The organism is Sphingomonas panacis, assembly GCF_001717955.1.
In the GTDB taxonomy this organism is placed as follows: domain Bacteria; phylum Pseudomonadota; class Alphaproteobacteria; order Sphingomonadales; family Sphingomonadaceae; genus Sphingomonas; species Sphingomonas panacis.
The window spans coordinates 2,287,552-2,300,486 of record NZ_CP014168.1 but is presented as its reverse complement, the minus strand read 5'-3'; the positions used below and the strand labels follow the sequence as shown (position 1 = coordinate 2,300,486).

Genomic DNA, 12,935 nt, shown 5'->3' with positions numbered 1-12,935 from the left:
TGACTTTGTGCGGCGTCAGAGTGCGGACGGTGGTGGTTTTGCTGGTCGGTGCGTGCTGCGCTGGGCTGGATTGCGGAATGGGCATGCACTGGGTCATCGGCCAGGACGCCGTGGGCGCGACCGTCGTGCAGCCTGAGCCATGCCGGATCATGGCGCATTCCCCCGGATTGGCGATGCCGATGATGGCGGCGCGCGGGGCTGGCACCAGCGGGCGAAGGCCTCGATGATGGTCATGTGCCCGCCGCAACATGGGCATGGCGGGCGATGGTCGGGAGGTTCGTCGGGTTCGGGCTCCTCGACCGGTACAGCAACGCCCAGCAGCCTGCGGGCCAGCGCCACGGTGTCCTTGTGGGTCGAACTGGCGAGCAGGCCGTAATGCCGGATGCGGTGGAAGCCGCGCGGCAGAACGTGGATCAGGAAGCGGCGGACGAACTCGCCGCTCGCCAGCGTCATGACCTGCTGGCGTTCAGCAGCAGGGCGGCGATAGTCCTTGTAGCGGAACGTCACGCCGGCCTCGTCGAAGCCGATGAGCCGCCGGTTCGAGATGGCAACGCGGTGCGTGTAGCGCGAGAGATAGGCCAGCACCGCCTGCGGCCCGGCGAAGGGTGGTTTGGCATAGACCACCCAGCGCTTCTTACGGATGGGCGACAGATGCCGCAGGAAGGTCTTACGCGAGGCCAGGCCTGCCAAGGCGTTGAAGAAGGCCAGCTTGCCGGCGTCGAACAACGCCAGCAAGCGTGTGAGGAACAGCCGGCGGAACAACGCACCCAGCACGCGCACTGGTAACAGGAAGGCCGGGCGCGACGAGATCCAGCGCGTGCCATCGAGCGCGATGCCGCCGCCGGGCACGATCATGTGCACATGTGGGTGGTGAGTCAGCGCCGATCCCCAGGTGTGCAAGACAGCAGTGATGCCGATCCGCGCACCAAGGTGCTTGGGATCGGCGGCGATGGTCAGCATCGTATCCGCAGCAGCGCGGAAGAGCAGGTCATAGACCACCGCCTTGTTCTGCCACGCGATGTCGGCGATCTCGGCGGGCAGCGTGAAGACGACATGGAAGTAGCCAACCGGTAATAGATCGGCCTCGCGCGCGGCCAGCCAGGTGCGCGCGGCGGCGCCCTGACATTTGGGACAATGCCGGTTGCGGCAGGAGTTGTAGGCGATACGCCAGTGCCCACAGTCGTCGCAGGCCTCGACGTGACCGCCCAGCGCGGCGGTGCGGCAGTTCTCGATGGCCGTCATGACCTTGAGCTGGCCGAGGCTGAGATGCCCGGCATGGGCCGCCCGATAGGCGGGCCCGGCGCTGCGGAAGATATCGGCGACCTCGATTGAGGCGCGCACCGGTTCAACCGGGAGGGGCCCTGCCTTCCATCACGGCCACGATCTGGTCGAGCGGGCTGGCCACCGCCCGCATCGTCTTGCTCGAGACCTGGGTGTAGATGCCGGTCGTGTTGATGTTCACGTGTCCCAGCAGGACTTGGATGACCCGGATATCGACACCCTGCTCGAGCAGGTGAGTGGCAAACGAATGCCGCAATGTGTGCGGGCTTACCCGCTTGTGGATCTCGGCGCGCTCGGCCGCTTCCTGCACGACGCGGTGCAACTGGCGGGCCGAGATCGGATCCGTGCCATTGCGACCGGGGAACAGCCAGCCATGGGGTAACATCACACCGCGCCGCTTGCCTTCGCGCCACCATTGACGGAGCAAGTCCAGCAAATGCGGTGAGAGCATGGCGTTGCGGTCCTTGCGTCCCTTGCCCTGCTCGACGCGGATCATCATCCGGGTGCTGTCGATGTCATCGACCTTGAGATGGGCAACCTCCGAGACCCGCAGGCCCGCGCCATAGGCCACGCTGAGGGCCGCTTTGTATTTGATGCCTGGCGCAGCCTCGAGCAGCCGCGCTGTCTCCTCGACGCTCAAGACCACACGCAGCTTGGGCATGCAGCGAACAACGACGAGCCCCAGCGCCATCTCCGGGCGCTTGAGGGTTATCCCGAACAGGAACCGCAGTGCCGAAACGCCCCCATTGATCGTGGCCGGCCCCACGGCGCGCTCGTGCTGGTCGACCTGATAACGCCGCAGGTCTTCCATTGTGGCCGTATCCGGCGGACGGCCCAGGAACGCGGCGAAGCTCCGAACATGCCGGATATAGTCCTTCTGTGTGTGCGCCCCGAAGCCACGCATCGTCATGTCCTGCAACATCCGCTCACGCAGCGAATGGGGCGGAGCAGCGGTCGTGATAGCATCCATGGTAAGTTCCTCTCCGTTGAAGGAACTCCACAGTCGGCGGGCGACGCCGCCTCGCCGAAAGCCTCACAAATACTACGCTACGTCATCCCAAGCGACCCTCCCGCGGAGCGGGTTCGTGCTCTGGTCGACTGCTGTCGGAAGCGAACCCGGAGTCGTGGGGACTTTTCTGCCGCTCCCGAGAGCTCCTGCCGACGACGGCTTCTGGCAGTAACAGACGGACCTCAAACATTGGTAACTCAGGCGCGAGCAATTGAAGTTTGGAAGGCAGGCGACCGTCAGCTTGGGACCGAATTTCGCCAGCCGCTTTGCCCAGAGTAGATCCGGAGCAACGCCGTGCCCCGCCCCATCCCGCGTTTTCATTGCCTGTCTCCGCCACCGGAGACAAACTAATTCGTATCATGATCTAAAATACATGTTGCGATATGATAATAGGGGAGGTATCCCCTTGGTAGTGAATTGCCACCAGCGAGAGTGGCTTCGATGAAGGGGATGGGCATGTTGAAAGCAAAACGCTTGTTGGCCAATACGTTGTCGGTCGGCGCACTCGCCGTGGCCATCATTCCAGCCAAAGCGGATGCACAAGCTAGCGTGCAGGCGTCGCCGTCAACAGAAACGTCCCTCACCGACATCATCGTGACAGCGCAGAAGCGCTCCGAGAGCATGCAGCGTGTTCCAGTGGCCGTTTCATCCGTCAGCTCTGAGGGGCTGCAGAATGCCGCAATTACCGGGCTGGCGGATATCAAAACGGCTATTCCCGGATTGTCGGCCGATCAGGGTGTTGGCATTCTCATTTTGCACCTACGCGGCATAGGGACTGTTGCCAACGGGCCGGGCATAGAGAATCCTGTCGCGCTCTACGTCGATGGTGTTTACTATGGAACGCAAAATGTTGGTCTGATCGGCTTCAACAATATTGCGCGCATTGAAGTTCTCAAAGGGCCGCAGGGCACGCTTTTCGGGCGCAATGCCACGGGTGGTCTGGTGCAGGTCGTAACCGAAGATCCAGGGCAGACATTCAAAACACGCGGCAATATCTCATACGGCAATTTCAACACGGTCAACGCTGCTCTTTACGCGGGCGGACCGGTTTCCGCCGTTTTGGCGACGGATTTTGCGTTGTCGTTCAACCGCCGCGACGGATGGGGCACCAATCTCGCAAATGGGACCGATGTTTTTGGCGTAAAACATGACATTGCCTTGCGTTCTAAAACTGTGTTCACGCCGGGAGCCGCTAAATTTACTTTGATCGGCGACTACAATGTGCATGAGGGTTCGGATAATGCCACGGGCATATTTAATGGTTTCCGAGGTGTCGGCAACCCAGCCCCCGTCGTTTATCCGCGGCGTTGGGATACAAATACCAACGTGCAGCCTTTGCTGGAATCTCGATCCTATGGCGTAAGCGTTAAATCAGAGTTCGATGTTGGCTCGGTTAACATCTCTAACCTGACAGCTTATCGCAACGTCAACTTTGACAGTCTGTTCGACTATGATGGTGGGCCACTGCCGATCACCAGCGTCAGAATTCTTCAGCGCGATCAACAATTCAGCAACGAGCTTCAGTTGAGCGGGGGAGATCCTTCCGGTTTGCGCTGGTTGGCGGGCGCGTTCTATTACTGGAGCAAGGCGAGTATCAACCCCAATGACGTGGGATTCAGTGATAATCCGCTGTTCAATCCGTCGTTTCCCGTCGGCACGATACGTATATTCGGACACCAGACGACGGACTCTCTTGCAGGCTTCGCGCAAGTGACTCTGCCAATCACAGACACACTCAGCCTGACCGGAGGCGCGCGCTACACAAGCGAAAAGCGTTCCCTGGAATCCAATACTGCCGCTGTCCTCCTGGTCCCTGGCACGCCAACCGTGCCGGTGGGGCCAACGATCACTGCGGAGCGCCGCTTCAATCGTCCTACATTTAGAGGGGCTGTTGAATTCAAGCCGAGCAGCACCGTTCTGCTCTACGCGTCGGTAAACACCGGGTTCAAAAGTGGCGGGTACAATGTGACCACGCCTAACGATCCTGCTTATGGCCCGGAGAAGATCACGGCTTACGAACTCGGGGAGAAGGTAGAGCTGTTCGATCGCAGGGTCAGGCTGAATTCGTCGGTTTTTTATTATGATTACAAGGACATCCAGGTCATTCGTGCAGAAGCGACCGGTGTCGGTGTTATAAACGGGGCGCGGGCGCGAATTTACGGTCTTGATGCTGACGCCGTGATAAAGGTCAACTCGGTTCTTGATGTTACCGGATCGGAGAGGTGGCTCGGTTTGTCTGTACAGCCTCGCGGGCTCGTTAAGTGGATCGCCGGCCGGTTGATCATGCCGCTGCGAGAAGCGGCTGGTTGTAGTATATCTGGTTGGGCGTCCTGCAGCCAAGGCTCGAGTGCGGCCTCACGGCATTGTAGAAGCCGAAATATCGACCGATACCGGTGCGAGCTTCGGGCACCGACGCGTAGGCGTGGAGATACACCTCCTCGTATTTCACCGACCGCCAAAGGCGCTCCACGAAGACGTTGTCGCGCCAGCAGCCTTTGCCATCCATGCTGATAGCGATCTTCTCCCGCTGAAGTACGCTCGTGAACTCGGTGCTGGTAAATTGGCTTCCCTGATCGGTGTTGAATATCTCGGGTTTTCCGAAGCGCGTCAGCGCTTCCTCCAATGCCTCGACGCAGAAGTCGGTCGCCAGCGTGATCGACACGCGCCATGCCAACACCCGTCTGCTGAACCAATCGACGATGGCGACAAGGTAGACGAAGCCGCGCGCCATTGGGACGTAGGTGATGTCGGTCGCCCAGACCTGGTTCGGCCGCGTAACCGCCAGCTTGCGGAGCAGATACGGGTAAATCCGGTGTCCCGGCGCCGGTTTCGAGGTGCTGGGTCGGCGGTAGATCGCCGTAATGCCCATCTTCTTCATGAGCGTCGCGACGTGCAACCGCCCGACCTTCACGCCTTCGCCGCCGAGCAAATCCCGAAGCATCCTGCTGCCGGCAAACGGGTACGCCATGTGCAGTTCGTCGATCCGGCGCATCGTCGCGAGATCGGCGGACGATACCGCACGAGGCAGATAATAGATGCTGCCGCGACTGATGCCGAGCTGCCGCGCCTGCTGTGAGACCGGCAGATCGTGAGAACGGTCGATCATCGCTTTGCGCTCGGCAACAGTCCGGCTTTTCCGAGCGCACCGGACAAAAAATCGTTCGCCAGCGTCAGCTCGCCAATCTTCGCATGCAACACCGTCACATCGACTGCGGGCTCGGCCGGAGCCTGCTCCGAGCCGAACACGTCCGCCGCGCTCTCCAGCAGCTTCGCCCGCCATTGGTTGATCAGATTGGGATGGACGTCGAACTGCTGTGCCAACTCCGCCAGCGTCTTCTCGCCCTTCACCGCGGCCAACGCCACCTTCGCCTTGAATGCCGGACTGTGATTCCGTCGCGGTCGCTTGCTCATCATGCCTCCTGTGCGTCAGCCATTCTGGCTGCCTTCAGGCCGATAATCCACTTATCCCGCTGTGCAGTTTCTCCGAGCCACCTCTCGGTGACGCTGCTCGACGCAAAGTTCCGCGACTTTCCCGTAGCGCCATTTGCCACCCGAGGCGGCGGTGTTCCGCTTCGCGACGGTGATGCTTCAGGTAACCGCTTGCCCTATGCACCAAAGACGACATTCAGCCTGAATGGCACGTACCGAATTCCGACCGGTGCCGATCAACTGGTCTTGAGTGGAACGGTGCTGCACAGTGGATCCTATTATTTCGAGCCCGATAATATCGCCAAGCAGCGCGCATACACGAGCTTCAACGCCGTTGCCCGGTTCGAAATTGATAATGGGCGCTACTATGTCGAGGCCTTCGGAAAGAACCTCGGCAATGTGGCAGTGACGAGCGTTGTCCTCACCAACCCGACGGGCGCGTCCAACACGAGCTTGCAACCGCCGCGGACCTATGGTGTCACGCTCGGTTTCAAATGTGAGGGATATGCCGAAGCATTTCGAGCGCAATCATATGACCAAAGTCGCTTCGCCTGAAGTGAGCAAAGGTTTCACGGGCGGTTGCCGCTGTGGAGCGGTTCGCTATGCGTTCCCTTAACCATTATTCATGGGGCTTTGCTATTGCCGGGATTGCCAGCATTCGACCGGAACGTCACATGCTCCGGTTATTGCTGTGCTCAGCGAGACACTGGATTTTACAGGTACTGTGCGGTGGTACGACGGTCAAAGCGCGTGCGGTAACAAAGTACAGCGTGGTTTTTGTGTTGAGTGCGGCACACCACTGATCGGTCGGCTGGAAAAAAATCCAGGCGCTAATGCGATCTTGGCAGGTACGCTGGATAATCCATCGCTATTCCAGCCAGCGTTTGCCATGTGGACTGCGAGCGCCCCATCATGGGTGACGATCGATCACAACCTACCGTCGTTTCAAGAGCAGCCTCCGGAGACCGGCGCCATGTATGATAGCATTCGAAGATAAGATCTTTTCCCCTCTTTGTGCTCAGTCAGATCCGTTGCGCCTTCGTGAACTAACGGCATGAGTTCTGAATGCAGAATATCAGCACAAGCGATCGGGCATCACGGCGCCTTTGCGGCGTCGATCAGTTGCCACAGTGCTTTATGTCGGTCATTTGGAACGAAGCCCAACATTAGGGTAGCTACTTGAGCTTTGAGCAAACCGGAAAAGCTTGAATCCCCAATTTCCTCACCGATCCAGAGCATCATCACGCCTCGGAAAGCAATGGCGCAGTGCAAAGGCAGAATGCGCGCCGCCCTATCACGTAAGTCTGGTGTGATACCCTCCAGATCGAGCATGGCTTCTTCCCAGAGGCTGCGACTGCGCGCCAGCATCTTGCCACGGTGTTCACCTTCTTCGACCGCCATCAAAGCAGATCCGATAAAGCGATTCACAGCGGAACGCTTCATCCAGACATCCGCTGCGGTGTCGCACATCACGAAGAGACGATCTATGGCGTCGGTCGGTTGTGCGACGTCCCTGTATAGATCGCCAATCTCCGTCATCAGCCTTTCAGCGAGAGCCTGGATGATGCCATTTTTATTGCCAAAATAGTTGAACGGGGTCGTGAAACTCACGCCAGCTTCGTCGCACAGCGCTCGCATTGAAAAGTCAGGCGGGGAGTTGGATCTGAGCAGCTTTTCAGCCGCATCCAGTATTACTTCGCGTGCAAGGCTGCGCTTGCGCTCCATCAAGCGAATGGGTTTTGGGTCTGCTTTCGTCATTCTGGCGAATTGCCCCTTCCGACCATTGGCAGCAAGCCACAATCCCGCTGCAACATGTCTAGCATATCATGATATGAAAAACATGTTGCGATATAGGCGAGAAAATGGGATCGTCTGTAACCGGCAAACTGGCCGGTTGTGAGACGAGGATGATGATGGCCAAGACGCACACGGTTATCCGTGACGCACGGATCCTGACGATGGTGGATGGCGATCGAGAATTTCGTGGCGATGTCCTGATCGCCGACGGGTCGATCGCTAGCGTGGGTCAGTGCTCCGTGCCGGACGGGGCTGAGGTTATCGAGGCAAAGGGCGGTATTTTGCTGCCTGGGTTCGTTGATACTCACAGGCACGTCTGGCAAACGCAGCTCCGGACGGCGGCAGGTGACTGGTCCCTGTACGACTATCTCGTCCATATGCGGATGACCTACTCCTCGTTCTATAACCCTGACGATGTTTATCTTGGTAATTATGTTGGGGCTCTTGAGGCGCTGAACGCGGGCGTGACCACCATGGTGGATCACTGCCATATCCTCAACTCGCCGGAGCATAGCGATGAGGCAATAAGGGGGCTTCGAGATTCAGGAACTCGTGGGGTGTTCTGCTACGGCCTTTTCGCCAATCCCACGTCTCACTCTCCTTTCATCATCGATCCCGATATGGCTTGGCGCTACGCCGATGCGCGACGACTGCGCGCTGGCACGCTCTCATCCAGCGACGGCAGAATACTGCTCGGCCTTGCGCCCAACGAGCCGGAATCGACCCCCTTCGCGACGAGCGCTATCGACGTGAGCTTTGCGCGCGAAATCGACGCGCATGTCGTATCCTGTCATGTGGCGATGGGCGCATATGATCAAGGACGCCAGTTTGTGCGCCAATTGCATGAAGCTGGACTTCTCGACCAGCGTTTCTTGTTCGTTCATGGCGCCAGCCTGACTGATGCGGAACTCGGCATGATTGCCGATGCAGGCGCTGGCATCAGCAGTACGCCAGAAACGGAAATGCAGATGGGAATGGGATACCCGGTCGCCATGCGGGCGCGCGCAGCAGGCGTGAACGTGTCGCTCGGCGTGGATATCGTGTCCAACTATTCCGGCGATCTTTTTACCCAGATGCGCATGATGCTCCAATCGGCGCGAGCTCAAGCCCATGCGCTGCTTGAAGCGCGGCGCGAGGCGCCCCGAGCAGTGGGCGCGACTACGCAAGAGGTACTTCGGATGGCGACGTTGGGTGGTGCGGAAGCGATCAACCTTTCCGACCGGATTGGGACGGTCGAAAAAGGTAAGAAAGCCGATCTGATTTTGATCCGCACCGACACCATTGGAATGGTGCCCGCGACCGATGCTGTTGCAGCGACTGTGTACAATGCCAAGGCTGAAGACGTCGAGATGGTCATGGTCGATGGTCGCGTTGTGAAACGTGATGGCGTGCTCGTTGATGTTGATTGGCCATCGATCGCCCGGCGCTTGCAGACTTCTGCACATCGGATCATCAGTTCCGCTCGCGCAGTCGATCCGGCTATCGCCAAAGGCGTAGTGGATGGCTTTTTCGCCGCGCCCCACTGACTGTCGGTCTTCGAATTTAGCTGTCCGCTCAGAGAGACGGTATGAAACTAGCAACGCGAAAAAATGGGCGGCCAGATGGCGAATTACTGGTCGTCTCGCAAAATCTCGCCAGAGCAGTATCGGGTGCTGACATCGTCCCTACGATGCGCGAAGCCGTCGAGAATTGGCAGCAGGCTGCGCCAAAGCTCCGCGCGCGCTCCGACGCACTACGCGCAGGAACGCAAGTCGGGGCGTTCGATCTTGATGCCGCTGATCTGCTCGCGCCTTTGCCAAGGCCCGCACAGTGGCTTGATGCTTCGGCCTTCCCAAATCATGGTCGGCTGATGGCCAAGGCCTTCGGTTTGGATGACGTCGCTCCTGCCGATTGGCCGCTCATGTACCAGGGGCTGAGCGATTACACGTTTGCGCCTCGTGGTCCGGTGCCTTTTTCGTCGGAAGGAGATGGCATAGACTTTGAGGGTGAGTTCGCTGTCGTGGTCGAACAAGTGCCGCAAGGAACGCCAGCCAAGGCAGCGCTTGAGCGGGTCTGCCTTGTTCTCCTGGCGAACGACTGGAGTCTGCGGCGGTTTGGACCGATCGAAATGCGGGCAGGCTTCGGGTTTATCCGTGCCAAACCAGCGACTGCTTTTGCACCCGTGGCAGTGACACCAGACGAATTGGGCGATCGCTGGTGCGACGGTCGCGTCGCCCTCGATCTCCATGTGCATCGAAATGCGCAACTCGTGGGCAAGCCAAATGGCCGTGAGATGGGTTTCAGTTTTGGTGAACTCATCGCTCATGCCGCCTACAATCGGATGCTGAGCGCCGGTTCCGTGGTCGGTTCTGGCACAGTGTCCAATGACGGATATCGCGAGGTCGGATCAAGTTGCATCGCCGAGCAGCGCAGCATCGAAACAATCGATTCGGGACAGCCGACAACCGAATTCCTGAAGTTCGGCGAACAGGTGCGAATGGAAGCATTTCTTGCCGACGGCATGTCGGTTTTCGGCGCTATCGATCAGACGGTATGTTCAACGGAGAAGATGTGATGGCGAGACGATTTATCGACCTTTCGATCGCTATCGAAACGGACGTCATATCCGACCCTCCTCCGCTTCGCCCGCAGATCAAATACTGGTCTCATGGCGAGACGTTTCACCAGATAGAGCCGTTCTTTCCAGGGCTGAAGCGTGAAGATCTGCCCGACGGCGAAGGATGGGCTGTGGAAGAGATGCAGCTAAACCCGCACAATGGCACCCATATGGATGCCCCGTGGCATTATCATTCGACTGCAGGCGGGCAGCCTGCACCTACGATCGACCAGACGCCACTCGACATTTGTTTTCAACGGGGTGTCAAACTCGACTTTCGGCACTTCGCAGATGGCTACGTGGCTACCGCGCAGGACATCCGCGTCGAACTTGATCGGATCGGGCACCGGCTCGCTCCCCTGGATATCGTGTTGGTGAACACCCGTGCCGGCATGCGATATGGTCATGACGATTATCTCGTCGCAGGATGCGGCATCGGGCGAGAAGCAACCTTGTATCTGACGGAGCAGGGGGTCAAAGTTGTCGGTACCGACGCCTGGTCGTGGGATGCGCCGTTTCCCATCACAGCAAAGCGCTTCGCCGACAGCGGCGACCCGGCGATCATCTGGGAGGGACATAAGGCTGGTCGCGAGGCAGCCTATTGGCAGATGGAGAAACTCCATAACCTCGAAGTTCTGCCGTCGTTCGGATTTGAAGTTATCTGTTTTCCTGTAAAAATAAAAGGCGCTGGTGCTGGTTGGACCAGGACGGTGGCCATGTTCACTTAGCAGTTTCCTGCTCGGGAAAGGCCGTTCGCTTGGTGGGGGCCGCAAGCGGTTTGAGTAGGCATAACTTGCACTCAGCTTTTGGAGATCGACGTGTTTCTCGAAAATTCATGGTATGTGCATTGCTGGGCTCACGACGTGCCTGGCGAGGGTCGGCTGCTCGGTCGTGTGATTATCAACCAGCCAGTCGCCGTTTGGAGAGACGAACAAGGCTCATTTCGGGCTGTTGAGGATCGTTGCCCCCATCGTCATGCCCCTTTATCGATGGGTCGCGTTGTCGGGAATAATCTGCAATGCATGTATCATGGAATGACGTTTGGCCCAGACGGCAAGTGCCTGCACATGCCGCTGCTCGATACTCCCCCCGACGTTCGAATCCGCACATACCCGGTCGTCATGCAGGACGATTGGATATGGGTCTGGATGGGGAAACCTGATGCGGCTGATGTGAGCTTAATTCCAAAAGCGTACGGCATTAGCGATCCGACCCGACCTATGCGCTCCAACAGCATCGAGTACGACGCGCACTACCAGTTGGTGCATGACAATCTTTGCGATCTTTCGCATGTCGACTTCGTGCACGAGACGTCATTGCGTCCCGCCACTGGCGCGTATTGGTCGCAGAGCGCCCCGCGAATTGCTTCGAAAAACCAGGCGATCCGCTTCGAAAGGTGGTTTGAAAGCGCCGATCTTCCGGGCAGCCCAGGCGAAACCGTTGATGCCTGGCTTGCCTATGACTTCGCGGTTCCTGGCGTCTTCATTCTTTCCGGCGCGCGCTTTCCTGCGGGAACAGCGGCAAGGCTTCAATATAAGGAGCCTGTTGGCGAGGAACCCATCGTCCGGAACATCGAGCAACAGGCAGTGACCCCAATTTCCGAGACGCGAACAGCTTATCATTATGCGACCGGACTCATCGGAAGCACGGCCGAAATTACGCGAAAGCTCGCCGAGAGAATGGACGTCGTCATGAAGACGTTTGAAGAGGATCGCACCATCATCGAGGCGCAGCAGCGTATATGGAACCTTACTGACTCCAGCGCGAAAAAGGTCTTCCTACCTCAGGATAAGGGCCCATTTCTTATGCGCAAATTGATGGAACGGCTTATCAACAAAGAGCAGCGAGGATGAAAAACCCGCTCCGCGGAAGCAGGACATTCCAATTGGCCGCCCCCCTATGGATCGTGAACGACTTGGGGCCATCAAGGTGTCTGGATGAGACGGCGGTCGACGGGCACGTTTATCTGAAGCACCAAAAATGTTGTTCGGGATGAGGAATGATAAATTTGCTTTAAACTCGAGCCGATTACAGACGCGCCTGCCTGTCGCGTCATTCGCATTTGACTCCCATCGCCTAGCCATGGAAAGCTTGGCGGTGGGAACGCCGGCTGCGGCGTTCAGGGCCGAATATGGGCGCGTCACCGGAAGGCCGCAGGATAGTATTTGAACGACCGGTTACGGTGGGAGCAGAAGTCCAAGCGTCGAACCGGGAATGGATGCCTGAGCTTGCCCTCTTCCCAAATTACCACCTCGCCAAAGGTTCGGTGGATATCCATTCCGATCACACGTCGCATTGGTTCCTCCAGTCAGCATGACGACGGGAGCGGTGGGCGACACGACACCTACGGATTCGCGCTCTCGGCGCAACCGGGCGAGTCGCAGAGGCGGCCAGCTACTAACTCGAGCTCTCAGTTCATCGAATACATCGGCCTGCCCACACTTTCGTGCTCCCGGCGCCTCTGTCCCGGATGGTGGCACCATATACCAAAACCAGGATGATCTCGGCGGGGATTTTGGCACCGGCAACCCTCATACCGGTTACCAACCCCCTCGAACGCTTGAACGGCGAGATCAAGCGGCGCACCGGCGTCGTCGGCATCTTCCCCAACGAGGATGCCATTACCCGTCTCGTCGGCGCCTTGCTGCTCGAGCAGAACGACGGGTGGGCCGTCCAGCGGGGCCGCTACATGACACTGAAAGCGTTTCGCAATTGAGCGATGATCCCCTCGTCACGTTGTCGTCCATGGCGACGTGATCGACCCGTGACTGACCGGAGATCAAAGCGGCTACACCGCCGAAGCTACACCGCCCGGTGGGACAC

The 12,935-nt window shown here is 58.6% G+C and carries 10 protein-coding genes and 2 pseudogenes; 8 read left to right on the top strand and 4 right to left on the bottom strand.

Annotation, left to right across the window (positions count from 1 at the left end; translation table 11 throughout):
* Positions 1-147: 147 nt before the first annotated feature.
* Complete coding sequence (locus tag J0A91_RS10440) at positions 148-1,341, bottom strand: IS91 family transposase (RefSeq protein ID WP_069204867.1); 1,194 nt, start codon at positions 1,339-1,341, stop codon at positions 148-150.
* A 4-nt stretch (positions 1,342-1,345) separates the two neighbouring features.
* Positions 1,346-2,251 (bottom strand): tyrosine-type recombinase/integrase, encoded by a 906-nt coding sequence (locus J0A91_RS10435; RefSeq protein ID WP_069204866.1) that lies wholly within the window; start codon positions 2,249-2,251, stop codon positions 1,346-1,348.
* Positions 2,252-2,731: 480 nt separating this feature from the next.
* Here J0A91_RS10435 and J0A91_RS10430 point away from each other — a divergent pair.
* Positions 2,732-4,414, top strand: a pseudogene (locus J0A91_RS10430) (TonB-dependent receptor); the annotation flags it as partial.
* 157 nt (positions 4,415-4,571) lie between these two features.
* Here the strand turns inward: J0A91_RS10430 and J0A91_RS24840 are convergent.
* Positions 4,572-5,701, bottom strand: a protein-coding gene (locus J0A91_RS24840) for an IS3 family transposase (RefSeq protein ID WP_150126889.1) whose coding sequence is annotated in 2 segments (ribosomal slippage) — positions 4,572-5,440 and positions 5,440-5,701 — 1,131 coding nt in all. Because the reading frame shifts where the segments join, the coding sequence is not laid out codon by codon here.
* A gap of 87 nt (positions 5,702-5,788) precedes the next feature.
* Here J0A91_RS24840 and J0A91_RS10420 point away from each other — a divergent pair.
* Positions 5,789-6,274, top strand: coding sequence for a TonB-dependent receptor domain-containing protein (locus J0A91_RS10420; RefSeq protein WP_169833126.1), 486 nt, complete (start codon positions 5,789-5,791; stop codon positions 6,272-6,274).
* Positions 6,275-6,344: 70 nt separating this feature from the next.
* Positions 6,345-6,716: a GFA family protein gene (locus J0A91_RS25220; RefSeq protein ID WP_083224619.1), complete on the top strand. Its 372-nt coding sequence runs from the start codon at positions 6,345-6,347 to the stop codon at positions 6,714-6,716.
* Between the two features lie 98 nt (positions 6,717-6,814).
* Here J0A91_RS25220 and J0A91_RS10410 read toward each other — a convergent pair whose 3' ends face one another.
* Entirely contained in the window at positions 6,815-7,477 is a 663-nt protein-coding gene (locus tag J0A91_RS10410) for a TetR/AcrR family transcriptional regulator (RefSeq protein ID WP_083224618.1), read from the bottom strand.
* 155 nt (positions 7,478-7,632) lie between these two features.
* Between J0A91_RS10410 and J0A91_RS10405 the strand changes: the two genes are divergently transcribed.
* From J0A91_RS10405 to J0A91_RS10385, 5 genes and pseudogenes are all read left to right on the top strand, one after another.
* Positions 7,633-9,042 carry an amidohydrolase family protein gene (locus J0A91_RS10405; protein WP_169833125.1) on the top strand — a complete coding sequence of 470 codons (1,410 nt, stop codon included), beginning with the start codon at positions 7,633-7,635 and terminating at the stop codon, positions 9,040-9,042.
* Between the two features lie 41 nt (positions 9,043-9,083).
* Positions 9,084-10,070: a fumarylacetoacetate hydrolase family protein gene (locus J0A91_RS10400; RefSeq protein ID WP_069204862.1), complete on the top strand. Its 987-nt coding sequence runs from the start codon at positions 9,084-9,086 to the stop codon at positions 10,068-10,070.
* On the top strand, positions 10,070-10,840 hold the full coding sequence (locus tag J0A91_RS10395) for a cyclase family protein (protein ID WP_069204861.1): 771 nt from the start codon (positions 10,070-10,072) through the stop codon (positions 10,838-10,840). Before J0A91_RS10400 ends, J0A91_RS10395 begins: the two co-directional genes overlap by 1 nt.
* Before the next feature lie 90 nt (positions 10,841-10,930).
* Positions 10,931-11,965, top strand: coding sequence for an aromatic ring-hydroxylating oxygenase subunit alpha (locus J0A91_RS10390; RefSeq protein ID WP_169833124.1), 1,035 nt, complete (start codon positions 10,931-10,933; stop codon positions 11,963-11,965).
* A 689-nt stretch (positions 11,966-12,654) separates the two neighbouring features.
* Positions 12,655-12,869 (top strand): annotated as a pseudogene (locus J0A91_RS10385) (transposase); the annotation flags it as partial.
* Between the last annotated feature and the right edge of the window lie 66 nt (positions 12,870-12,935).